Here is a 23,864-nt window from a genome sequence, read left to right on the forward strand (position 1 = left end):
CTTCGCCACCTCCCGAGGTGAACGGGAGCAACGGGGCCGTCCTCCCGCTCCTTCCGGCGCTGTCCGACGCGCCCGTATCGCCGGTGGCGCGGAACAATGGGCACATGAGCAGCCAGCCCAACGCCCAGGCACAGGTCCAGCACGCGCAGCCCTCCGTGGGCTCCATAGCCGCCCACCGCCCGCACACCGTGTCGGCGGCGGTCTCCGATCTGGAACCCGACATCGACGCCGACCTCGACGAGTACGAGGAGTCGCCGTACGACGGGCCCCAGCTGCCGCAGGGCCGCTTCCTGGACCGGGAGCGCAGCTGGCTCGCGTTCAACGAGCGGGTCCTGGAGCTCGCCGAGGACCCGAACACGCCCCTGCTGGAGCGGGCGAACTTCCTCGCGATCTTCGCCAGCAACCTGGACGAGTTCTTCATGGTCCGGGTGGCCGGCCTGAAGCGCCGTATCGCCACCGGTGTCGCCACCCGCTCCGCGTCCGGCCTGCAGCCGCGCGAGGTGCTGGAGATGATCTGGGCCCGCTCGCGCGAGCTCATGGCCCGGCACGCCGCCTGCTACCACGAGGACATCGCCCCGGCGCTCGCGGAGGAGGGCATCCACCTGGTCCGCTGGAACGAGCTGACGGAGAAGGAGCAGGCGCGCCTCTTCACCCTGTTCCGGCACCAGATCTTCCCCGTGCTGACCCCGCTGGCCGTCGACCCCGCGCACCCCTTCCCGTACATCTCGGGCCTCTCGCTGAACCTCGCGGTCGTCGTACGGAACCCGGTCACCGGACACCGCCACTTCGCGCGCGTGAAGGTGCCGCCGCTGCTCTCCCGCTTCCTGGAGTCCTCCCCGGGCCGGTACGTCCCCCTTGAGGACGTCATCGCCGCCCATCTGGAGGAACTCTTCCCGGGCATGGAGATCCTGGAGCACCACGCGTTCCGGCTGACCCGCAACGAGGACCTCGAAGTCGAGGAGGACGACGCCGAGAACCTGCTCCAGGCCCTGGAGAAGGAGCTCATGCGGCGCCGCTTCGGGCCGCCGGTGCGCCTGGAGGTCGAGGAGTCCATCGACCGCGAGGTGCTCGACCTGCTGGTGCGCGAGCTGAAGATCAGCGAGGCCGAGGTGTACCCGCTGCCGGGTCCCCTCGACCTGACCGGGCTGTTCCGGATCGGCGGCCTGGACCGGCCCGAGCTGAAGTACGCCAAGTTCATCGCCGGCACCCACCGCGACCTCGCCGAGGTCGAGTCGGCGTCCGCGCCCGACATCTTCGCCGCCCTGCGCAACCGGGACGTGCTGCTGCACCACCCGTACGACTCGTTCTCCACGTCCGTGCAGCGGTTCCTGGAGCAGGCGGCGAACGACGACGACGTCCTCGCGATCAAGCAGACCCTGTACCGCACCTCGGGCGACTCCCCGATCGTCGACGCGCTGATAGAGGCGGCCGAGGCCGGCAAGCAGGTCCTCGTCCTGGTCGAGATCAAGGCCCGCTTCGACGAGCACGCCAACATCAAGTGGGCGCGCAAGCTGGAGGAGGCGGGCTGCCATGTCGTCTACGGCCTGGTCGGTCTCAAGACCCACTGCAAGCTGTCGCTCGTCGTCCGCCAGGAGGGCGACCTGCTGCGCCGCTACAGCCATGTCGGCACCGGCAACTACCACCCGAAGACGGCCCGCCTCTACGAGGACCTCGGCCTGCTGACCGCGGACCCGCAGGTCGGCGCCGACCTCTCGGACCTCTTCAACCGGCTGTCCGGCTACTCGCGCCGCGAGACCTACCGCCGGCTGCTGGTCGCCCCCAAGTCCCTGCGCGACGGCCTGATCGCCCGGATCAACAAGGAGGTCCAGCACCACCGTGCCGGACGCCCCGCGTTCATCCGCATCAAGGTCAACTCGATGGTGGACGAGGCGATCATCGACTCGCTCTACCGCGCCTCCCAGGCGGGCGTCCCGGTCGACGTGTGGGTCCGCGGCATCTGCGCCGTGCGGCCCGGCGTCCCCGGCCTGTCCGAGAACATCCGCGTACGGTCCATCCTCGGCCGCTTCCTCGAACACTCCCGTGTCTTCGGCTTCGGCAACGGAGGCGAGCCCGAGGTGTGGATCGGCAGCGCCGACATGATGCACCGCAACCTCGACCGTCGGATCGAGGCCCTCGTGAGGGTCACCGACCCGGCCCACCGCGCCGCGCTCAACCGGATGCTGGAAACCGGTATGTCGGACACCACCTCCTCCTGGCACCTGGGCCCGGACGGCGAGTGGACCCGGCACGCGACCGACGCGGAGGGCCAACCACTGCGCAACGTCCAGGAGATGCTCATAGACGCCCGGAGGCGCCGGCGTGGCACAGCAACACCTTGACCCGACGGATCCGGCCACGGCCAGGCCCTCCCCCGCACTCGACCCCGGTCGGGCGGGAGGGACCCCCGGGCCCCGGCCCCCCACAGGTGACGCCCTCGCGGGCTACCTGAGGGCCCAGGCCACCGAGTTCCTCCGCGCCCTGCGGCTGCACCGGGAGACCGGCAACGGGCAGAACGGCACGGAGGACTCCGTCGACGCGGCGCGCGCCCTGCGCCACTCGGCCCGCCGCATCAGCGGCAGCCTGCACACCTTCCGTCCGCTGCTGGACGCCGACTGGTCCGAGGAGATGCGCCCCGAACTGGCGTGGCTGTCGGGCACGTTGGCGCTGGAGCACGCGTGCGCGGCCCGGCTTGAACGGCTGCTGCTGGCCCTGCACCGGCTGTCGGGCTCGGCGGCGTTCCCCGCCCAGTCGGCGGCCTCGGCGGTGGGCGGCCGGGTCACCGGCGCCGGCCGCAGCGTCCCGGCACCCGCCACCGCGGCCGGCCGCGGACCGGCCGTACCCGCGACCGCCACCGCCGACCGCGGCAACCTCACCGTGGGCGCGGCCAAGGCGGGCGCCCTGCTGGAGCGCCAGCTCACCCTGGCCCGGACCCGGGCCCACTCCACCGCGCTGCAGGCCCTCGGCTCCTCCCGCTTCCACGCGGTCGCCGACAAGGTCGCCGTGCTGGCCAGCGAGGTCCCGCTGACCCCGGCCGCGTCCGGCGCCGACCTGCGCCCGCTGGCCGCCGCCGCCGGGGAGCGCCTCACCGACGCGGTCACCGCGCTGCCCCTGGTCACCGCCGGACACCCGTACAACGCGGAGGCCCTCATCCACGGCCTCTCCCCCGACCCCGCCCCGCACCCCCAGGACGGCCCCTGGCACCAGGTCCGCCTGCTGCTGCGCCTGCACCGCTACGCCGGTGAGGTCCTGCACGGGGACGGCGCACCACTGGACGTACGCCTGCTGACGGCCGGCCAGGCCCTCAATCTGCACCGGGACGCCTCGGAGGCGGCGGCGGCGGCCGCGTCGGCGGCCCGCACCCCGCGCATCGCCCCGGCGACCGCGTACGCGCTCGGCGTGCTCCACGCCGACCAGCGCCACGAGGTCGAGGCGGCCCGCTTCGCCTTCCAGCAGTCGTGGCAGAAACAGGCGGTGGGCACCCCCTGACGCCCTGAACGAACCCGCACGGAGGAGACGGTGAACGACCAGTGACTTCCACGCACGACACCACCGTCCAGGCGGCCGGCTGCGTCCTGTGGCGCCGCCCGTCCGCCGGAGCCCTCGAACTGGCGCTGGTCCACCGGCCCAAATGGGGCGACTGGTCGTGGCCCAAGGGCAAGCTCAAGCGGGGCGAGACGTTCGAGGACGCGGCCCACCGCGAGGTGCTGGAGGAGACCGGCTGCACGTGCCGGCTGGGGACACGACTCCCGTCGGCCCAGTACCTCGACCATCACGGGCGGCCCAAAGAGGTCCGCTACTGGGCGGCGGAGGCGACCGGCGGAGCCTTCGCACCCAACGACGAGGTCGATGTGCTGCTCTGGCTCACCCCGGACGAGGCCCACCAGCGGCTCTCCTACGAGCGGGACCGCGACCTGATCTCCCTCGCACTCATGGCCATCGGCACCGACGAGGACGGGCGGGAGCCGCGATGAGCCCGCTACCGCCGGTGCCGTCCCACCCACCGTGCGTTACGTTGCGAACGGGCGGACCGGGCCGCTCCACCCGCCCGAAACCGTCTCACCCGGCCGGGGGACCGCACCCTCGTGGGCGCGCTGTCTACCGGTCCACGCCTGACATAGTCCGGAATCAGCTCGTGTCCTCGACGTGAGCCTTCCGTGACCTAACCGCACCGCCCACAGGGGTTCACCCTCCGTTCACTTATGCCCATAGGCGCCTTCACCTGTTCTGCCTAATTTCGGCCTTACGCGATGCGAGCCGCGACCTGGGGGTCGCCACCCGCGTCACCCCGTCTTCGCACGCCGCCGTAATTCAGGACGGCGGCTCTCGGAAGGAACTCTTTCAAGTGAAGCTTCAGCGCATGAACCGGCGGGCCCTCACCCTCGGTGCTCTCGCCGTCTCCGGCGCCCTGGCCCTCACGGCGTGCGGCTCGGACGACAACGGCGGCTCTTCGAGCAGCAGCAGCTCCTCGTCGGCCAACGCCAGCTCCGCCAACTGCGGCACGGCGAAGAAGGGCCAGCAGCTGCTCGCCGACGGCTCGTCCGCGCAGAAGAACGCGATCGACGCGTGGGTCAAGGCCTTCAGCCAGGCCTGTGGCGTCCAGATCAACTACAAGGGCGGCGGCTCCGGCGCCGGTGTCACCTCCTTCAACCAGGGTCAGCTGGCCTTCGCCGGTTCCGACTCGGCGCTGAAGCCCGAAGAGGTCACCGCCTCCAAGCAGGTCTGCACCGGCGGCCAGGGCATCGACCTCCCGATGGTCGGCGGCCCGATCGCGCTCGGCTACAACGTCCCGGGTGTCGACAACCTGGTCCTGGACGCCCCGACGCTCGCCAAGATCTTCGACAGCAAGATCACCAAGTGGAACGACGCGGCGATCAAGAAGCTGAACCCGTCCGCCACGCTGCCCGACCTCAAGATCCAGGCGTTCCACCGCTCGGACGAGTCCGGCACCACGGACAACTTCACCAAGTACCTGATCGCCACCACCGCGGCCAACTGGAAGTACTCCGGCGGCAAGGCCTGGCAGGCCAAGGGCGGCCAGTCGGCAGCCGGCTCCGCGGGCGTGGCCGCGGGGGTCAAGCAGACCTCCGGCGCCATCGGCTACTTCGAGCTCTCCTACGTCGGTGACGGCGTCAAGGCCGTCAGCATCGACACCGGTGCCGCCGCCCCGGTCGCGCCCAGCACCGACAGCGCCACCAAGGACATCGCCGACGCCAAGGTCATCGGCACCGGCTCCGACCTGTCGCTCAAGCTGAACTACAACACCAAGGCCGAGGGCGCGTACCCGATCACCCTGGTGACGTACGAGATCGTCTGCGACAAGGGCAACAAGGCCGAGACGCTGCCCGCGACGAAGGCGTTCCTCACCTACATCGCCAGCGAGGAGGGCCAGAAGGTCCTCAGCACCATCGACTACGCGCCGATCCCCGACGCGATCATCACCAAGGTTCGCAGCACCATCGCGAGCATCAGCTAGTCCGAGTGTGCGGCCGGGTCCCGGACCAGGGACCCGGCCGCACCGTCCGGTGCACCGCCGCCACGGACCGCACACAGCACGTGTGGACCCGCAGACCGGAGAAACCCGATGGATATATCGACAAAGAACCCCGCAGAGGCACCGCCTCCCACCCCCCAGCCCACCGCCGCGAACCAGAAGCGCGCGGCCCGTGGCGCCACCCGACCCGGTGACCGGATCTTCCTCGGTCTCTCCCGCGGGTCGGGCATCCTGCTGTTGGTGATCATGGCCGCGATCGCGGTCTTCCTCACCTATCGCGCCTCGCTCGCGATCAGCAAGGACCACGCGAACTTCCTCACCACCTTCGAGTGGAACACCAACCTGCTGCCGCCGAAGTTCGGCATCGCCGTCCTGGCGTTCGGCACGGTGGTGTCCTCGATCATCGCCATGGTCATCGCGGTCCCGATCGCGGTCGCCATCGCCCTCTTCACCACGCACTACGCCCCGCGCAAGCTCCGCGGCCCGGTCTCGTACGTCATCGACCTGCTGGCCGCCGTACCGTCCATCGTGTACGGCCTGTGGGGCGCCCTGATCCTCGTACCGCACATGGTCGGGCTCTTCGGGTGGCTGAACGACTACTTCGGCTGGACCGGGATCTTCTCCTGGGACGAAGGCGCCCCCCGCTCGATGCTCACCGTCGGCATCCTGCTGGCGATCATGATCCTGCCGATCATCACCAACGTGAGCCGCGAGGTCTTCCGCCAGGCCCCGCAGATGATCGAGGAGGCGGCCCTCGCCCTCGGCGCCACGCGCTGGGAGGTCATCCGCATGTCGGTGATCCCCTTCGGCCGCTCCGGCGTGATCTCCGCCTCGATGCTCGGTCTCGGCCGTGCGCTCGGCGAGACGATGGCCGTCGCCACCGTGCTCTCCCCGGACTTCATCATCCACGCCAGCCTGCTCAACCCGGGCGGCGGAACCTTCGCCCAGAACATCGCCAGCAAGTTCAGCGAGGCGTCGGCGGACGGCCGGGACGCGCTCATCGCGTCCGGTCTCGTCCTGTTCGTCATCACCCTGCTGGTCAACGGTGCGGCCCGGCTCATCATCGCCCGCCGCGCGGAGTACTCGGGGGCCAACGCATGAGCAACGCAGCCGTAGCGGAAAAGCCCGCGAGCACCCTGCAGGGCGCCACCCTCCCGAAGTGGTCGCCGTACGCGATCGCCGGCGGGTCGATCGTCCTGGCCGTCCTCATCGGACTGGTCGGCAGCCTCGACAGCAAGATCCAGTGGGGCCTGATCGCGGCGATCCTCTTCGTCGTCGGTACGTACGTCATCGCCTCCCGCATCGAGGGCAGCCGCCAGGCCAAGGACCGGATCGCGACCAGCCTGGTCTGGGTCGCGTTCATCCTCGCCGTGATCCCGCTCGTCTCCCTCCTGTGGACGACGATCTCGCGCGGCGTGAAGGTCCTGAACATCTACTTCCTGACCCACTCGATGGGCGTGGTCGCCGACTCCGAGCCCGGCGGCGGTATCTACCACGCCATCATCGGCAGCCTGGAGCAGGTCGGCCTCGCCACCCTGATCGGCGCCCCGATCGGTGTGCTCACCGCGATCTACCTGGTCGAGTACGGACGCGGCGCCCTCTCCAAGTGGGTCACCTTCTTCGTCGACGTCATGACGGGCATCCCGTCGATCGTCGCGGGTCTGTTCATCCTGTCCCTGATGCTCATGTGGGACATGGAGCCCTTCGGCTTCGCCGGTTCCTGCGCCCTGGCCATCCTGATGATGCCGGTCGTGGTCCGCTCCACCGAGGAGATGCTGAAGCTCGTCCCGAACGAGCTGCGCGAGGCATCGCTCGCCCTCGGCATCCCGAAGTGGCGCACGATCCTCAAGGTCGTCCTCCCCACCGCGATCGGCGGCATCACCACCGGCATCATGCTGTCGGTGGCCCGTATCGCCGGTGAGACCGCGCCCGTCCTGCTGCTGGTGTTCGGCAACCCGTTCATCAACAACGACCCGTTCCACGGGGCGCAGGCGTCGCTGCCGCTGTACATCTACCAGCAGTTCGCGCAGAGCGCGGGCGCCGGAGCGGCCTACGACCGCGCCTGGGCGGCCTCGCTCACCCTCATCGCCTTCGTGATGATCCTCAACCTGGTGGCCCGCGGCATCGCCCGCTGGAAGGCCCCCAAGACCGGTCGCTAAGGCGACAACATCCGGCCACGGCCGGACGGAACCCCCTCAGCGACCGTTCTGAAGTCTGGAAGTGAAGTAGACATGTCCAAGCGAATCGACGTCAGTGGGCTCACCGCCTACTACGGCTCCCACAAGGCAATCGAAGACATCTCGATGACGGTCGAGCCCCGCTCGGTGACGGCCTTCATCGGCCCCTCCGGCTGCGGCAAGTCGACGTTCCTGCGCACGCTCAACCGCATGCACGAGGTCACGTCCGGCGGCCGCGTCGAGGGCAAGGTCCTCCTGGACGACGAGGACCTCTACGGCCACGGCATCGACCCGGTCTCGGTCCGCCGCGAGATCGGCATGGTCTTCCAGCGCCCGAACCCGTTCCCCACGATGTCGATCTTCGACAACGTGGCGGCGGGCCTGCGCCTGAACGGCTCGTACAAGAAGAGCGAGCTGAGCGACGTCGTAGAGAAGTCGTTGAAGGGCGCGAACCTCTGGAACGAGGTCAAGGACCGCCTGAACAAGCCGGGTTCGGGCCTGTCGGGCGGCCAGCAGCAGCGCCTGTGCATCGCGCGGGCGATCGCGGTGGAGCCGAAGGTCCTCCTCATGGACGAACCGTGCTCGGCCCTGGACCCCATCTCGACCCTGGCCATCGAGGACCTGATCGGCGAGCTGAAGGAACGCTTCACGATCGTCATCGTGACGCACAACATGCAGCAGGCCGCCCGCGTCTCGGACCGTACGGCCTTCTTCAACCTCGCGGCGGTCGGCCAGCCCGGCCGCCTGATCGAGATCGACGACACGGAACGCATCTTCTCCAACCCGTCGGTCCAGGCCACGGAGGACTACATCTCGGGCCGCTTCGGCTAAACACCGGCCTCAAGAACCCCTCGCGGTGCTGCATGGCGGTGCCACCGCGAGGCCGAAAAGGGCCCGCCCCCGGCTCCCGGGGGCGGGCCCGTTCGTTTGCTTTCCCACCTGCCCACCCGTTTACGGTCGGCCGAGAGGTGACCGATTCAAGACACCCGGGTCACGCGACGGCCCAGCTTCTTGGCACGGGTCAGTGGGAGTGCACGCCCGTACTTTCCCGCCCCCCCACCCGTCCACGGCCGGTCGACAGGTGAAGCCCTCAGGAGACCCGGGCCCGTCCGCTCTGCTTCTACGGCACCTTCTCAGCCAACCGCAAACGGGTGGGTGGGTGGGAAACAGGGGGCCAGGGGGCGCAGCCCCCGGCATACAGGGGCTACAGGAACGCCAGATCCACAACCCAGAACGAGCACGCAGCCACCACCGCAGCCGCCGGCATCGTGATGAACCACCCCATCACGATGTTCTTGGCAACACCCCACCGAACCGCGTTGACCCGCTTCGTCGCCCCGACACCCATGATCGCCGAGGTGATGACATGGGTCGTGGAAACCGGCGCCTTGAAGAGATACGCGGTGGTGAACATGATCGCCGCACCCGTGGTCTCCGCCGCGAACCCCTGCGGCGGATCCAGCTCGATGATCTTCCGCCCCAGCGTCCGCATGATCCGCCACCCGCCCGCGTACGTCCCCAGCGACAGCATCAACGCGCAGACGATCTTCACCCAGACCGGAATCGGATCGCCGTAGGTCGAGTGGCCGGAAATCACCAGGGCCATCACCACGACACCCATGGTCTTCTGCGCGTCCTGGAGACCATGACCGAGGGCCATGCCGGCCGCGGACACGGTCTGCGCGATACGGAACCCCCGCTTCGCCTTGTGCGGGTTCGCCTTCCGGAAGATCCACATGATCGCCGTCATCACCAGATAACCGCCGACCAGACCGACGACCGGCGACACGAACATCGGCACGATGACCTTGTCGACGACCCCGTGCCAGATGACATCCGTACCGCCCGCGAGCGCGGCCCCCACCATGCCGCCGAACAACGCGTGCGAGGACGAGGACGGCAGCCCGAAGTACCAGGTGACCAGGTTCCAGGTGATCGCGCCGACCAGCGCCGCGAAGAGGATCCCCATCCCCTTCGACCCCTCGGGCGTCTCGATCAGCCCCTCACTCACCGTCTTGGCGACCCCGGAACCGAGAAAAGCACCGGCGAGATTCATGACGGCGGCCATCGCGAGCGCCGCGCGCGGAGTCAGCGCCCGTGTGGAAACCGACGTGGCAATCGCGTTCGCGGAGTCGTGGAAACCGTTCGTGTACGTGAAAAAGAGCGCGACCAGAATGGTCACGACCAGAGCGAAGGTGTCCATGGAGAGGTCAGGACTCCTTGACGGCGATGGTCTCCACCGTGTTCGCCACGTGCTCGAACGCGTCCGCCGCTTCCTCCAGCACATCCACGATCTGCTTGAGCTTCAGCACCTCGATGGCCTCGTACTTGCCGTTGAAGAGCATGGCCAGCAGCTTGCGGTGGATCTGGTCGGCCTGGTTCTCCAGGCGGTTGACCTCGATCCAGTACTCGGTGAGGTTCTCCATCGTGCGCAGGTTCGGCATGGCCTCGGCGGTGAGCTCCGCCGCCCGCGCCAGCACCTCGATCTGCTGCTCGACGCCCTTGGGCAGTTCCTCCACGTTGTAGAGGACGACCAGGTCGACGGCCTCCTCCATGAAGTCCATGATGTCGTCGAGGCAGGAAGCGAGGTTGTAGATGTCCTCGCGGTCGAAGGGCGTGATGAAGGAGGAGTTCAGCTGATGGAAGATCGCGTGCGTGGCATCGTCACCGGCGTGTTCCGCGGCCCGCATACGCTCTGCGATCTCGGCCCGGCCGGCGGTGTCCGCCCCGAGCAGTTCCATGAGGAGTTTCGAGCCCGTGACGATGTTGTCCGCGGACGCGGCGAACATGTCGTAGAAGCTCGTCTCCCTGGGGGTCAGACGAAAGCGCACAAGGGGTCCTCGGGATGCATGGGTTTCGGTCAGGCTGATGCTAAGTGCATCATCCGGCCACGGCTAATGGGCCGTCCCCCAGTGTCGCCCATCAGGCACAGTGATCCGCACGGGGGCGTACCAAGGGCCCTATACCCAGCAAAGTTCGTTACGATATACCCACTAGGGGTATATGTCTGGAGGACGTGATGGACGCGATGACGACCACCGAGGCCGGCGCGGCGGCAGCGCCCTCCGAACCGACGCACGAACCGGTCGACGAGGTGACCCAGGAACCGGTCACGCACGGTTACCACCACCAGAAGGACGAGCACCTCAAACGCCTGCGCCGGATCGAGGGTCAGGTCCGCGGGCTGCAGCGGATGGTCGACGAGGACGTCTACTGCATCGACATACTCACCCAGGTGTCCGCCTCCACGAAGGCCCTGCAGTCGTTCGCGCTGCAGCTCCTGGAGGAGCACCTCCGGCACTGCGTCGCCGACGCGGCGGTCAAGGGCGGCGAGGAGATCGACGCGAAGGTCGACGAGGCGACGAAGGCGATCGCCCGGCTCCTCCGCACGTGACCAACCCGCGCTCCTCCGCACGTGACTAACCAGTGCGAGGGACCCGACCGGTTAGTCGGGCGTACAGGACGACGCGTCCCGCTCCTCGGCGACCTTCAGCACCTCGTCGATGCTCTCCAGGCTGAGCCGGTCCTCGGCGGCCGAGGCCGCGATGATCAGGTCTCCGCACAGCTCGATCTCGGCGAGGGCCACGTGGTCCTGAACTGCCGTACCGCCGACCGGAGCCACGTGCATCACCTCTTCTCTGCCGACACCGACTTCCTAGAGTAGGGAGCGGTCTACACAACGCGCATGGCACGGACGGGCTAGTCCTCACCCTGACCCACACCGACCGGTTCAGGTCACTTCTCGGCGATCTGCCCGGCGTAGATGTCCTTCGACGCCGGAAGTCGTACGTCCACGGGGGCCCCGAAGTCGTACAGCAACGTCGTCGAGGTGACCGCCACCGGGTTGTGGCGCTGCCCGTTGACGAAGCTGAACCGCTGCCCCAGCTTGCGGACGCGCCCCTGGTCGTCGAGGTAGACGTCGAAGGGCACGCGGGCGGTGGCGAACCCTTTCGCCGCCGACCTCAGGGCCGCCTCGTTCCCCGCCGACGCGCTCCGTGCGGCGACGGCGAGATCGGCGACCCCCCGATAGTGACGCACGGAGGCCCCGGCCACCTCCGTCTTCCCCAGATACGTCGCCGTAGTCGTCCCGCGCAGCAACTCGGCGGCGGCGTACGGGTCGGTGGCGCCGCCGGTCACGAGGTTGCCGTCGGACAGCGTCCCGGTGTCGACCCGTACCCATTTGTCGGCGGGCACCCCGGCGCCCCGGTTCTTCATGAACAGGGCGCCCGGCGCGAGGAGTTCGGTGATCGGCCGGTGCTCGCTGGCGCCGGCCGGGTCCTGCGGCAACTGCACCTTCAGCCGGCCGAGCTGCCGCCGGAAGTCGTAGACGCCCTCGCCGCGGATGGTCACGCGGGTGCCGCCGGTGGCCATCTCCATGGACGTACGGGCCTGTGAACTCCCCGCCGCCACAAGGGAGTCGGCCGCGCGCCGCACCACCGCGACCACGTCCCCACCGCCGCGCGCGTCCGCGCTCGCCACCCCGTCACCGGCACTGCATCCACCGGTACCGACACAGACCCCGACCATGAGTCCCGCCGCGACGACCGCCCCGCCGGCCGTCCACCGGTCCCGGCTCCGCTCGACCGGGGGGATCCCCGTCTGCTGCCGCTCCATAGCCTGCCGTACCCCCGTACGTCGTCACGGGCCCTGTCGTTCCGCTTAACGACGGGTAGATGGGCCCGTCACGCGTTGTCGCGGCCGTACAACCGCCCTATGGGCGTCGCGCGACCGCCATACGAGCGCTTTACCCGGGCTCGGTACCTTGGTCGATGTGGCGCAGCAGGACGAACGGCAGGCTCCCCCCGCACATCCCGAACACAGCACGACGACGGTCGAGCAGGGCCCCTTCTGCTTCGCCCGCTGCGTCTGCGGCTGGCGGGGTCCGGCGAGACGGGCGAGAAGCCAGGCCAGGACGGATGCCACGGGGCATCTGCCTGTTCCGAACCTGTGACATGCGCACGAGAACTTGTGGGGTCCGGCCCGTATCTCACTTGACGGAACCCCACAGGAGGCGAAATGGAACGGCGTTCGTTCATAGGCGGCGGCGTGGCCGCGATAGCGGCGGTCGCGACCACCGCGTGCAACGGCAAGAACACCGGCGGCGGTGACGCGACCGCCACGGCGACCAACGCCTCCAGCTCGACGGGCACGACCGGCCTGCGCACGACCACCGCCGCGGCCGCCGCCAACTGGGCCGCCCTGGCCCGTGAGCTGGACGGCACCCTGGTCCGCCCCGGTGACGCCTCCTGGAAGACGGCCCACCAGCTCTACAACACCCGCTTCGACTCCCTGAAGCCGGCCGCGGTGGCGTACGTCGCGAACCCCGACGACATCCGCTCGGTCCTCTCCTACGCCCGTGCCCACAACATCCGCGTCGCGATCCGCAACGGCGGCCACTCCTACGCCGGCTACTCCTCCGGCGACGGCCGCCTCATCGTCGACGTGTCGAAGCTGAACAAGATCCGGGCGAGCGGCTCCTCCGCGGTCGTCGGCGCCGGCGCCAAGCTGATCGACGTGTACCGGGGTCTCGCCGCGAAGGGCGTCACGATCCCCGCGGGTTCCTGCCCGACGGTCGGCGTCTCCGGCCTCACCCTGGGCGGCGGCCACGGCGTGGTCTCCCGGGCGTACGGCCTGACCTGCGACAGCCTCACCCAGGCCACGCTGATCACGGCGGACGGCAAGCAGCTGGTCGCCAACTCCACTGAGAACAAAGACCTGTTCTGGGCGCTGCGCGGCGCGGGCAACGGCAACTTCGGCGTCGTGACGGAGCTGCAGTTCAAGACGCACCCCGCACCCCAGGCCGTATCGGGCTATCTGACCTGGCCGTCGTCGATGGCGGCGGCCGTGGTGAAGGCCTGGCAGGAGTGGGGCCCGGACCAGCCCGACGAGATCTGGTCGTCCTGCCACCTGACGAACACGCCCGGTGGCACCCCCAGGGTCTCGGTCGCGTGCTTCTCGCTGGGCACCTACAACGAACTCCAGAACGCGGTCGACAAGCTGGCCCACCTGGTCGGCGGCAACGCGTCGAGCGTCTCGCTGAAGCGGCACACGTACGAGGAGTCGATGGACGCGTACGCGGGCTGCACGTCCTTCTCTACGGACGCGCAGTGCCACCTCCCCGGCTCGACCCCGGGCCGCTCCCCGCAGGGCGCGCTGGCGCGGGAGACCTACGTGGGCCGCTCCGACTTCTTCGACCGCTCGATCTCAGCCACGGGCATCCAGACGATGCTCAACCAGATGAAGGCGGTCCGCGGCAACTCCGGCGACATCGCCCTGACGGCCCTCGGCGGCGCGGTCAACCGCGTCTCCCCCACGGCGACGGCCTTCGTCCACCGCCGCTCGCGCATCCTGGCCCAGTACATAGTCTCCTGGCCCTCCGGCACGGCCGGCACATCGGCCCAGTCCTGGCTGACGTCCTTCCACAACGCCATGAAGCCCTACGCCTCCGGCGCGGCCTACCAGAACTACACGGACCCGACTCTCACCAACTGGCGCAAGGCGTACTACGGCGACGCGGCAACCCGCCTGGCGACCCTGAAGAAGCAGTACGACCCGACCCACTTCTTCACGTATCCCCAGGGGCTCTAGTCAGCTCCGGTTGCGCAATACCCTAAGGGGCGCGGGGAACTGCGCGCCCAGCCACAACGGACCTGCAGACGACACACCGGCCTCCCAGTACCCCGGTCTCCCTGTCTCCCGGTCTCCCGGCGGAGCCCTACGCCGCGAGGTCCCGCTCCTCGGTACCGGACGACTCGGTGCGGGCCCCCGGAATCAAGGCGTCGCTCCCCACCCCGCGGGCGCCGGCCGACCGAACCAGCCACCCACCCCACGCCGAACCCTCGACCGCCTTGAGCACCGGCGTGAGCAGAGCCATGGCAACCGGCGACAGAAGCAGAGCGACAGCCGTACCCAGCGCGAACCCACCGATCACGTCGGTCGGATAGTGCACGCCCATGTAGACCCGGCAGAACCCTTCCAACAGCGCGATCCCGATCCCCGCCACCCCGAACCGCCGGTCCGCGACGAACAACGCGACCCCCATCGCCATGGTGATGGTCGCGTGATCGCTCACGAACGAGTAGTCGGTCTTCCCGGAGATCAGCACATCCAGCCCGGTGTGGTCGAGGAACGGCCGGGGCCGCTCCACGAACCCGCGGATGGGCACGTTCACGAGGACGGCAAGCGAGGCGGCCAACGGCGCCCACACAAGCCCGGCAACGGAGCCCGCGGCGTCCTCGCCGCCACGCCGCCGCACGGACCACCAGCACCACACCACGAGCAGCACCATCGCGACGAGCAACCCGTACTCACCGACGAACTCCATGCCGCGGTCGAACCAGTGCGGTGCGTCCTTGGCGAGCCCATTGATGTCGTAGAGCAGATCGACGTCGGGATTCGACCCGGATTCGGCGAGTACAGCCATGGTGCTGCGGCTCCTTCGTCGTAGTTCCGGGCGCACCTCTCGTGCGCATTACTGAACAGGAACGCACGGTCCCGCTTAATACGTTCCACCCTCCACCGAATGATCACTCAGACGTTATCGAAGAGAGACTCATCGCCGCAGCTCAGGGGGTGGGTTCACGCTCGGTTCACACCGTCGTGGGGAGCGCTTTCGCGCCATCTTCGGTGACCCGGGTGGCGCCGAAGTAATCGGGGGTGTCAATGGGGTCGAACCGGATCACAGCACCCGTCCGGGGTGCGTCGATCATGTACCCGCCGCCGACATAAATCCCCACATGCCGGATGGCCCGGGAATTGGTCAGGTCGTCCGAGAAGAACACCAGATCTCCCGGCAGCAATTCGGCCCGCTGCGGATGCGGTCCCGCGTTGTACTGATCGTTCGCGACGCGCGGCAGCGTGATCCCCGCCTGGGCGAACGCGGCCTTGGTCAGCCCCGAGCAGTCGAAGCGCCCGCCCTGGTCGGCGGTACCGTTCCCGCCCCACAGATACGGCGTGCCGAGCTTGCCCTGGGCGTAGTTGATGGCGGTGGCGGCCTGCTCGGAGGGATCGACCCGGGTAACGGGCGCGGCGAAGCTCTGCGACAGCGTCGTGATCGTCTTCACGTAGTTCTTGGTCTCGGAGTACGGCGGCACGCCCCCGTACTTGATGACCGCGTACGCCCCCGCGTTGTACGAGGCGAGCATGTTCGCGGTCTGGTTCCCCGGCACGTCCTTCACGTACGAGGCGAGCTCGCAGTCGTAGGTCGCGGCCGACGGAATCGCGTCATTCGGATCCCATACGTTGCGTACGCCGTCGCCGTTGCCGTCGATCCCGTGCGTGGCCCAGGTGCCGGGGATGAACTGCGCTATCCCCTCGGCCTTCGCCGGGCTCTTCGCGTTCGGGTTGAACCCGCTCTCCTGGTACAGCTGGGCGGCGAGCAGTGCGGGGTTGAGGGCGGGGCAGAGGTTGCCCCACTTCTGCACGAGCGCCGAATACGCCGTCGGCACCGCGCCCTTGGCGAGCGCGACGCTCCCGCCGCCGGCCCCGTTCACGAGGTTCCCGGCGACGAGGTAGACCCCGACGACGAGCAGCATCACAAAGCTGAGCCCCAGCCCAGCCGCGACCCCACCGGCCACCCATACTTTTCGCACGGCTCAACCCTCCCCCATGTCAGCCCTGTTCAAGGCCATTTCGGGGCAGGGTGGCGGCATTTCGCCGTGCTTCCACCACATCTGACGCGTATTCAGCGAGTCGACGGAGCCTAGTGCGGCTCCTTATTACGGGTCAGTCGTCGCATCCTTGTACAACTCGGCCGCCTCTTTCCCGAGCACGACGCTGTACGAGATGTCCGGCGTCAGCCCGCCCTGCTCATGCCCGCCGATGACGCCCACGACCTGCTGGTCCCCGTTGATCCAGGGACTGCCACTGGTGCCGCCGGTGAAGCCCGGGCAGTCGATGCGCTGCTGGGTGCCGCTGTGCTGGGTGGGCTTGTTGGTGCAGCTGATGGGCTGGTCGGTGGCGGAGGGATACCCGGTGATCGTCACCGCCGTGGCCCCGGTCGCCGTCCCGGTCGTGAACCGGTCGGCCCCGACCACGTCCTCGACGTTCTTACCGCCGACCTCGACGAGCGTGGCGAAGCCGATGTCACTGTCCTCGGCCTGCCCCTTGGACCACCCGTCCGGCAGGAACCGCTGCTCGACCTTCCACACCCCGTACGGCGCCCTGCCGTCCCGGTAGCCCGGCACGAACACGTCGCCGGGGTCCCCGTCCAGGCAGTGCGCGGCGCTGACGATGAGGTTGTGCCCCGCGCTGTGCACCACGGACGCGGTGCAGTGGTGCCCGCCGGCGAGGCTGGTCGCATGGGCCGCCCCGAACAGGGCGCCCACCCGCACGCTCTGCTTGCTCACCTCGGTCACGGTGGTCACGCCGAAGGGCCCGGGGCCGTCGTCGGCGGTCGCCACGGACGCCGAGGTGAGCGCCAGCGTCACCACGGCGACGAACAGCGCGTACCTGCGGTTGCCCGCGAGGCGAGCGGAACGGGAGATGCGTGAGCTGCGCTTCATCGGGCCCCACTCTGTCCCACGAAGGTGAGAAAGGACGTCGACGTTTACTGAAATTTCGCTGTGAACAGCGCGTTCGCGCTCAGGTCGACGCTTGGTCCGGCGGTCTGTCCACCGTACTGTCCGTCCGCCCCTCCCGCCTCTCCTGCGCGATACTCGTCGTCTCCCCGGCACCCGACGAAGGAAACCCCGTGTCTGACATCCCCCCCGACCTCACCTGGGAACGAGCCGCCCCGCCGGATGCCACGGGCCCCGGCCCCTGGATCGAGCTCGCCTTCGGTCCGGGCGACGACGGCGAGGCCCCGGTCTACATCCGCGAGACCAGCGACCCGGAGAACGTCGTCACCACCAATCGCCGCAAGTGGGACGCCTTCGTACTCGGCGTACAGGCAGGCGAGTTCGACCACTTCGTGGAGGGAGTGGAGGGCGTGGAGGACGTGGAGGACGCGACGGACCCAACACCCCCGGAAACCACGGGAATCGGGCCGGATTCGCCGAACGCGCCAGATGCATAGAAGCCGCGTCTACGCCCTCCTGATCGACACCCCCGGCCCGGAGGCCGCCGCTGCCGCGGCCTTCTGGTCGGCGGCACTCGGCACCCCGGCGGAACCGGTCCCCGGCGAGGAGCAGTTCACCACGCTCCACGAGGCGATCCCCGGCCTGGTCACGGCGATTCAGTCCATCGACGACCCCAACCCCCGCTTCCACATCGACATCGAGACCGACGACGTGGAGGCGGAAACGGCCCGCCTGCTCACCCTCGGCGCTACCGAGACCGCCCGCTGGCTGGAGTGCCGGGTCCTGCGCGCCCCCGGTGGCCACCTGCTCTGCGTCCTGCCGGTGCACAGCGACCCCGAGGTCTTCAACGCCCGTGCCCGCACCTGGAGTTAGCGCGCGGCACTCACCAGCGGGAACACCACTCCCGTAAGCCCCTCCGACGCCTCCCACAACCGCTCCGCCGCCTCCACGTCGCTCGCCGCCGTGCTCCGCCCCACCAGCGTCGGCGCGCCCCGCATCTCGCCCATCCCGCTCGGGCCGGCGAAACTCGCGCCCGGAAGGTCCTGGGTCGCCGCGAAGAGCGTCGGCAGGGCGCCGCCCTTGTCGTCCTGGGCGAGGACCTTGTTGCCGACGGCCATGAGCACGCGCGCGACCGGGTTCGCCGTATGGCTCTGGAGGTTGGTCGCCGCCCAGCCCGGGTGGGCCGCGAGGGAGCGGACGCGTGAGCCCGACTCCGTGAGCCTGCGCTGGAGTTCGAGCGTGAAGAGCAGGTTGGCGAGCTTGGACTGGGAGTACGCGCGCTGCGGGCTGTAGATCCCGTCCAGGTTCAGGTTCTCGAAGTGGATGATGCCGTCGCCCATCCGGTGCGCGCCGGAGGAGACGGTCACCACCCGGTCGGTGATGTACGGCAGCAGCAGGTTCGTGAGGGCGAAGTGGCCCAGGTGGTTCGTGCCGAACTGCATCTCGAAGCCGTCGCGCGTCCGCTGCTCGGGGAGCATCATCACGCCGGCGTTGTTGACGAGCAGGTCCAGCGGCCCGTCCCAGCCCTCGGCGAACTCCCGCACGGACGCCAGATCCGCGAGATCCAGCCGCCGCACCTCGATACTCCCGCCCACCTTGGCCGCCGCGGCCCGCCCCCGCTCCAGGTCCCGTACGGCGAACACGACATGCGCGCCCGCGCGGGCCAGCTCGGCGGCGGCCGCGAACCCGATCCCGCTGTTGGCACCGGTGACGGCGGCGGTACGCCCGGAGAGGCCGGGAATCCGCCCGACGTCCCACTTGACCTTGCTCTTGCTGGTGCCCTTGCTGCTGATGGTCCTGTCCGTGTTGTCCATGCCTCTCAATGTAGGCAACGCCAACAATGCTGTCAATGACAACAATGGTGACGGTGACAACAATGTCGGCATCGACAACATCGGGATACGATGGCTCGCATGTCTGTACGCCCCTATCACCACGGAGACCTGCGCTCCGCCCTGCTCGCGAGCGCGGAGCGCACCCTGCTGGAGAAGGGGGTCGCGGCGCTGTCCCTGCGCGAACTGGCCCGGGACGTGGGCGTCAGCCACGCGGCCCCCGGCCGCCACTTCAAGGACAAGCAGGCCCTGGTGGACGCCCTCGCCCTGACCGGCTTCGAGCGCATGGCCAAGGAACTGACCACCGCGGACAGCCCCGACCTGCCCCTCGAAACCCGCCTCACCGAACTGGCCAGGACCTACGTCCACTTCGCGGTCACGAACGCCGAGCTGCTGGAGGTCATGTACTCCCGCAAGCACGACGCGGACATCTCCGAGCAGCTCCGGGCGGCCGTCGACGGCACGACGACCCAGTTCGTACAGATCGTCACCGACGCCCAGGAGCGCGGCGAGATGATCCCCGGCCCCCCCTGGACCATCGCCCTGGTCCTCGGCGCCGCCCTCCACGGCACGGCCTCCTTCGCAGCCCAGGGCACCCTCACCCCCGAGGCCGCGGTAGCCGACATCCCCGCCTTGATCCACCACTTGCTGAACGGCCTGACACCCCGCGAACCCTGATGCCCTTAGGGGCGCGGGGCTGTATCGATATGCGGCTCCGCCGCGCGGGCGCAACCAGCACGCACACCCCCCGCACCCGCAAACACCAGCTCCCCCAACCCCCTCCCCCGGTCGACAGTCAACGCGCGTCCCGCTGTGAAGTTCCCGTGGAGAGAGTCAAGCCCGAGCCATCCCCACCCCATCCCGCCGCCACTGATCAGCAATCCCCCAACCCCCTTGAGTAACGCGGAAGTCAGAATTCCGGAACCCTCCTTGTTGTCACGTACTCAACAAGAGATGGTCGTCGCGGGCCGCCGCCCCCACCGGGAACCTCACCGGTGGACCCCCCACCCGCAGGCCTCTGCCCACCTCTCTCTGGAGGCTGTACGTTGCGTACGTCACCCCCCAATTCCCCCCACATACGCGGCAACTGGCGCAGAATCGGCTCCGCCGCCGCCGCGACCGCCGCGCTCCTGCTCGCCGGACTCGGCACCGCGGCCCACGCGAGCGCCGCCACCACCCCCCACAAGGCGACCGCCAAGACGATCGCCGCACAGGTCGCCAAGGCCCACGTGCAGTACGCGAAGATCGGCTGCGCCGCGACCCCGAAGAAGGGCTTCGCCGCCTGTAACGCCCTCCGTGTCACCGGCGGCACCACCGCCTTCATGGAGAAGCAGGCCGCGCTGAAGGGCGTCACGCCCAAGACCATCTCCCCGAAGGCCGCCTCGGACGACCCCACCGGCTACGGCCCCTCGGACATCCAGTCCGCCTACGGCCTCGCCGACGCGGCCGCCGACAACGGCTCCGGCGAGACCGTCGCGATCGTCGACGCCTACGACGACCCGAACGCCGCCGCCGACCTCGCCACCTACCGCTCGTACTACGGGCTCTCGGCCTGCACGGTCGCCAACGGCTGCTTCACCAAGGTCAGTCAGACCGGCTCGACGACCTCCCTCCCCACCGCCGACAGCGGCTGGGCCGGTGAGGAGTCCCTCGACCTCGACATGGTCAGCGCGACCTGCCCGAACTGCAACATCCTCCTGGTCGAGGCCAAGTCGGCGAGCGACGCCAACCTCGGCACCGCGGTGAACGAGGCCGTGAAGCTGGGCGCGAAGTTCGTCTCCAACTCCTATGGCGGCTCGGAGTCCTCCTCCGACACGACGTACGACACCTCGTACTACAAGCACGCGGGCGTCGCCATCACCGCGAGCGCGGGCGACGAGGCCTACGGCGCCGAGTACCCGGCCGGCTCCCGTTACGTCACCTCGGTCGGCGGCACCAAGCTCTCCACGTCCTCCAACTCCCGCGGCTGGACCGAGTCCGTCTGGAAGACCAGCAGCACCGAGGGCACCGGCTCCGGCTGCTCCGCGTACGACGCGAAGCCCACCTGGCAGACCGACACGGGCTGCACCAAGCGCATGATCTCCGACGTCTCCGCGGTCGCCGACCCCGCCACGGGCGTCTCGGTCTACGACACCTACGGCGACGACGGCACCGGCTGGGGCACCTACGGCGGCACCAGCGCCTCGTCCCCGATCATCGCCTCGGTCTACGCGCTGGCCGGCACCCCGGGCACCAGCGACTACCCGGCCTCGTACCCCTACGCCGCGGCCGGCACCTCCGCCCTGAACGACGTGACGAGCGGCAACAACGGCTCCTGCTCGACGAGTTACTTCTGCACCGCCGGCTCGGGCTACGACGGCCCGACCGGCTGGGGCACCCCGGAGGGCGTGTCCGCCTTCACCGGCTGACCGCGCTCCACTCCGCGAGAACCTCCCCGTCGGGTCACGGGGAGCCGCCGGCAAGAGGGGGACGTGGGGTCCCCTCGGCGGAGCACATGGCAACGGGCCGCGGCAACCAGCCGCGGCCCGTTCGCCATGCCCCACACCCCATGCGCCCGTGTGCTAAGCGACTGCGTGACCAGTGGAAACACCATGGAAATACTGTGAGTTGGGTCAAGCGGGCGCCACTCGATGGCCATCGGACAGCCATCGGAAAGTAAGGCCCACACCCCGTTCGGCAATACGGAGGTCAGGATTCCAGCAGCCTCTTGTTGTCGCGTACTCAACAAGGGATCGTCATCGCGGGCCGCCCCCCACCGCCGGGGAAACCGCACCGGCGACACGCACCCGCACCGCCCCTGTTCCACCGACTCAGGAGGCTGCACCTTGCGTACCACGACCCCCAACTCCCCCCACACGCACGGTAGATGGCGCCGCACAGGGTCCGTCGTCATAGCCACAGCCGCACTCGTCTTCACCGGCCTCGGCACCGCCGTACAGGCCGACGCCGCGGCGAGCGCCACCACCTCCACGAAGGTGACGTACGCCGCCACCCCCTGTGCGACCCCCAAGCACACGGGCGACCTCACCTGCAAGTCCTACCGCGTCACCGGCGGCCTCACCGCCTTCCAGAGGATGCAGGCCGCGAAGACCGGCATCACCCCCAAGGCGGCCGACGCGTCGACCCCCTCCGGCTACAGCCCGACCAACCTCCGGTCCGCCTACGGCCTGACCTCCGCCGCCGCCTCCAACGGCTCCGGCGAGACGATCGCGATCGTCGACGCGTACAACGACCCGAACGCCGAGGCCGACCTCGCCACCTACCGTTCGTACTACGGCCTTTCGGCCTGCACGACGGCCAACGGCTGCTTCAAGAAGGTCAGTCAGACCGGCTCCACGACGTCCCTCCCCACCAGCGACGCCGGCTGGTCCGAGGAGATCTCCCTCGACCTCGACATGGCGAGCGCGATCTGCCCGCTCTGCAACATCACCCTCGTCGAGGCCACCAGCGCCAGCTACGCCAACCTCGGCACCGCCGAGAACGAGGCCGTGACCCTGGGCGCCAAGTTCGTCTCGAACTCCTACGGCGGCTCCGAGTCCTCCTCCCAGACGACGTACGACACCTCGTACTACAAGCACGCGGGCGTGGCCATCACCGTCTCCTCCGGTGACAGCGCCTACGGCGCCGAGTACCCGGCAACGTCCCAGTACGTGACGGCGGTCGGCGGCACCAAGCTCTCCACCTCCTCCACCACCCGCGGCTGGACCGAGGCCGTCTGGCGCACCTCCAGCACCGAGGGCACCGGCTCCGGCTGCTCCTCCTACGACGCCAAGCCCACCTGGCAGACCGACACCGGCTGCACCAAGCGCATGGAGTCCGACGTCTCCGCCGTGGCGGACCCCGCCACCGGCGTCTCCGTCTACGACTCCTACGGCGTCACCGCCGGCTGGTACACCTTCGGCGGCACCAGCGTCTCCGCGCCGATCATCGCGGGCGTCTACGCCCTGGCCGGCACCCCGGCCAGCGGCACCTACCCGGCGCAGTACCCCTACGACTACGCGGGCACCTCGTCCCTCAACGACGTCACCAGCGGCTACAACGGCTCCTGCTCGACGGCGTACTTCTGCACCGCCGAGACCGGCTACGACGGCCCGACCGGCTGGGGCACCCCGGAAGGTGTGTCCGCCTTCGCCAACTGACGGACGGTGACCTGCCCCCCACCCTGAACTGATCCTCAGTCACATGTCGTGCCACAGTGGGTCGTGGGGGCCACACCTGGCACGGGAGAACGGGCCGCGGCATCCAGCCGCGGCCCGTTCATCATGAGAACATCAACGCGAACCACATCGAGTAATCAGGGGCTAACGACCGAACCACGGACAGGTTCCGCACCGGAATCGTTGCCCGGCGTTACCTGCCGTGATACACAGAGTGACCGTACGGGGTATTCGTACGAAACCCGCCAATCAATGACGCCAAGTCGACATCGGACGGCGCCTTTGTCGGCGACAATGATGCCTGACCTCTGCGCACCTGCAGGGGATGCGGAACTACCCACCAGGGGCGGTGACTTACATGCTCTTCGCGGCCGACAAGGGAGACATCAACACCATCATCGGCGGGATCGCTCCGGACTGGGGCCCCTTCGGCAGCCTGGGTAACGAGGCGAAGGTGATGATCGAGGTCGTGATGGCGGTCGCCATCCTGCTCTGCCTCGGTATCGCCGTATGGGGTGCGGCCAAACAGCGCATCGGCGCGACGGCGCTCCGCGACACGTTCAGCGCGGAACAGGGCAAGGGGCTCATCGTCGCCGGCCTGACCGGCGTCTTCATCATCGGCTCCCTCGGCACCCTCTTCACGATCGTGTACGGCATGGCTGTCTAGCCGTCCCGACCGGAGTCCCCCT

Annotated in this window: 23 protein-coding genes; 15 read left to right on the top strand and 8 right to left on the bottom strand. The window is 69.1% G+C overall.

Annotation, left to right across the window (positions count from 1 at the left end):
• The first annotated feature begins 104 nt into the window (after nt 1-104).
• From OG496_RS27190 to pstB, 7 genes are all read left to right on the top strand, one after another.
• A complete protein-coding gene (locus OG496_RS27190) occupies nt 105-2,339 on the top strand; it encodes an RNA degradosome polyphosphate kinase (protein WP_399395879.1) in 2,235 nt (744 codons plus the stop codon).
• Nucleotides 2,320-3,486, top strand: a complete 1,167-nt coding sequence (locus tag OG496_RS27195) for a CHAD domain-containing protein (protein WP_405972742.1) — start codon at nt 2,320-2,322, stop codon at nt 3,484-3,486. The genes OG496_RS27190 and OG496_RS27195 overlap by 20 nt, the downstream gene beginning before the upstream one ends.
• Nucleotides 3,487-3,527: 41 nt before the next feature.
• The gene (locus OG496_RS27200; RefSeq protein WP_405972743.1) at nt 3,528-3,971 is read left to right on the top strand and encodes an NUDIX hydrolase; all 444 of its coding nucleotides are present in this window, start codon (nt 3,528-3,530) and stop codon (nt 3,969-3,971) included.
• A 371-nt stretch (nt 3,972-4,342) separates the two neighbouring features.
• Complete coding sequence (gene pstS, locus OG496_RS27205; protein ID WP_405972744.1) at nt 4,343-5,473, top strand: phosphate ABC transporter substrate-binding protein PstS; 1,131 nt, start codon at nt 4,343-4,345, stop codon at nt 5,471-5,473.
• Between the two features lie 108 nt (nt 5,474-5,581).
• Nucleotides 5,582-6,592 (top strand): phosphate ABC transporter permease subunit PstC, encoded by a 1,011-nt coding sequence (gene pstC, locus OG496_RS27210; protein ID WP_405972745.1) that lies wholly within the window; start codon nt 5,582-5,584, stop codon nt 6,590-6,592.
• Nucleotides 6,589-7,650 (top strand): phosphate ABC transporter permease PstA, encoded by a 1,062-nt coding sequence (gene pstA / locus OG496_RS27215; RefSeq protein ID WP_366496573.1) that lies wholly within the window; start codon nt 6,589-6,591, stop codon nt 7,648-7,650. Before pstC ends, pstA begins: the two co-directional genes overlap by 4 nt.
• 72 nt (nt 7,651-7,722) lie before the next feature.
• The gene (gene pstB, locus OG496_RS27220; protein ID WP_318017226.1) at nt 7,723-8,499 is read left to right on the top strand and encodes a phosphate ABC transporter ATP-binding protein PstB; all 777 of its coding nucleotides are present in this window, start codon (nt 7,723-7,725) and stop codon (nt 8,497-8,499) included.
• 373 nt (nt 8,500-8,872) lie between these two features.
• Here the strand turns inward: pstB and OG496_RS27225 are convergent, their stop codons facing one another.
• Nucleotides 8,873-9,871, bottom strand: coding sequence for an inorganic phosphate transporter (locus tag OG496_RS27225; protein ID WP_366496572.1), 999 nt, complete (start codon nt 9,869-9,871; stop codon nt 8,873-8,875).
• Nucleotides 9,872-9,878: 7 nt separating this feature from the next.
• A complete protein-coding gene (locus OG496_RS27230; RefSeq protein WP_043672967.1) occupies nt 9,879-10,499 on the bottom strand; it encodes a DUF47 domain-containing protein in 621 nt (206 codons plus the stop codon).
• Between the two features lie 197 nt (nt 10,500-10,696).
• On the opposite strand from OG496_RS27230, the gene OG496_RS27235 reads away from it, so the two are divergent.
• Entirely contained in the window at nt 10,697-11,062 is a 366-nt protein-coding gene (locus OG496_RS27235; RefSeq protein ID WP_366496831.1) for a metal-sensitive transcriptional regulator, read from the top strand.
• Between the two features lie 51 nt (nt 11,063-11,113).
• Here the strand turns inward: OG496_RS27235 and OG496_RS27240 are convergent, their stop codons facing one another.
• Both OG496_RS27240 and OG496_RS27245 read right to left on the bottom strand, forming a co-directional pair.
• On the bottom strand, nt 11,114-11,296 hold the full coding sequence (locus OG496_RS27240) for a hypothetical protein (RefSeq protein WP_033281353.1): 183 nt from the start codon (nt 11,294-11,296) through the stop codon (nt 11,114-11,116).
• 107 nt (nt 11,297-11,403) lie between these two features.
• On the bottom strand, nt 11,404-12,282 hold the full coding sequence (locus OG496_RS27245) for a hypothetical protein (protein WP_405972746.1): 879 nt from the start codon (nt 12,280-12,282) through the stop codon (nt 11,404-11,406).
• A gap of 402 nt (nt 12,283-12,684) precedes the next feature.
• Here OG496_RS27245 and OG496_RS27250 point away from each other — a divergent pair, with 402 nt between their 5' ends.
• On the top strand, nt 12,685-14,256 hold the full coding sequence (locus OG496_RS27250; protein ID WP_405972747.1) for an FAD-binding oxidoreductase: 1,572 nt from the start codon (nt 12,685-12,687) through the stop codon (nt 14,254-14,256).
• A gap of 127 nt (nt 14,257-14,383) precedes the next feature.
• On the opposite strand, the gene OG496_RS27255 is transcribed toward OG496_RS27250, so the two are convergent.
• The 3 genes from OG496_RS27255 to OG496_RS27265 form a co-directional block, all read right to left on the bottom strand.
• Entirely contained in the window at nt 14,384-15,091 is a 708-nt protein-coding gene (locus OG496_RS27255; RefSeq protein ID WP_405972748.1) for a phosphatase PAP2 family protein, read from the bottom strand.
• Between the two features lie 166 nt (nt 15,092-15,257).
• A complete protein-coding gene (locus OG496_RS27260; protein ID WP_405976715.1) occupies nt 15,258-16,202 on the bottom strand; it encodes an NlpC/P60 family protein in 945 nt (314 codons plus the stop codon).
• Between the two features lie 183 nt (nt 16,203-16,385).
• A complete protein-coding gene (locus OG496_RS27265) occupies nt 16,386-17,171 on the bottom strand; it encodes a trypsin-like peptidase domain-containing protein (protein ID WP_366496568.1) in 786 nt (261 codons plus the stop codon).
• Nucleotides 17,172-17,359: 188 nt separating this feature from the next.
• Between OG496_RS27265 and OG496_RS27270 the strand changes: the two genes are divergently transcribed.
• Nucleotides 17,360-17,683, top strand: coding sequence for a DUF397 domain-containing protein (locus OG496_RS27270; RefSeq protein ID WP_405972749.1), 324 nt, complete (start codon nt 17,360-17,362; stop codon nt 17,681-17,683).
• A complete protein-coding gene (locus OG496_RS27275) occupies nt 17,676-18,059 on the top strand; it encodes a VOC family protein (protein ID WP_405972750.1) in 384 nt (127 codons plus the stop codon). The genes OG496_RS27270 and OG496_RS27275 overlap by 8 nt, the downstream gene beginning before the upstream one ends.
• On the opposite strand, the gene OG496_RS27280 is transcribed toward OG496_RS27275, so the two are convergent.
• Entirely contained in the window at nt 18,056-19,000 is a 945-nt protein-coding gene (locus tag OG496_RS27280; RefSeq protein WP_405972751.1) for an oxidoreductase, read from the bottom strand. The genes OG496_RS27275 and OG496_RS27280 overlap by 4 nt on opposite strands.
• 99 nt (nt 19,001-19,099) lie before the next feature.
• Here OG496_RS27280 and OG496_RS27285 point away from each other — a divergent pair, with 99 nt between their 5' ends.
• The 4 genes from OG496_RS27285 to OG496_RS27300 all read left to right on the top strand — a co-directional run bounded on the left by OG496_RS27285 (nt 19,100) and on the right by OG496_RS27300 (nt 23,842).
• Nucleotides 19,100-19,696 carry a TetR/AcrR family transcriptional regulator gene (locus OG496_RS27285; protein ID WP_405972752.1) on the top strand — a complete coding sequence of 199 codons (597 nt, stop codon included), beginning with the start codon at nt 19,100-19,102 and terminating at the stop codon, nt 19,694-19,696.
• Between the two features lie 368 nt (nt 19,697-20,064).
• Complete coding sequence (locus OG496_RS27290; protein ID WP_405972753.1) at nt 20,065-21,426, top strand: peptidase S8; 1,362 nt, start codon at nt 20,065-20,067, stop codon at nt 21,424-21,426.
• 417 nt (nt 21,427-21,843) lie between these two features.
• Nucleotides 21,844-23,157, top strand: coding sequence for a peptidase S8 (locus OG496_RS27295; RefSeq protein ID WP_405972754.1), 1,314 nt, complete (start codon nt 21,844-21,846; stop codon nt 23,155-23,157).
• Between the two features lie 376 nt (nt 23,158-23,533).
• Complete coding sequence (locus OG496_RS27300; protein WP_019065418.1) at nt 23,534-23,842, top strand: hypothetical protein; 309 nt, start codon at nt 23,534-23,536, stop codon at nt 23,840-23,842.
• Nucleotides 23,843-23,864: the final 22 nt, after the last annotated feature.

This window comes from Streptomyces sp. NBC_00988, assembly GCF_045162645.1.
Taxonomy (GTDB): domain Bacteria; phylum Actinomycetota; class Actinomycetes; order Streptomycetales; family Streptomycetaceae; genus Streptomyces.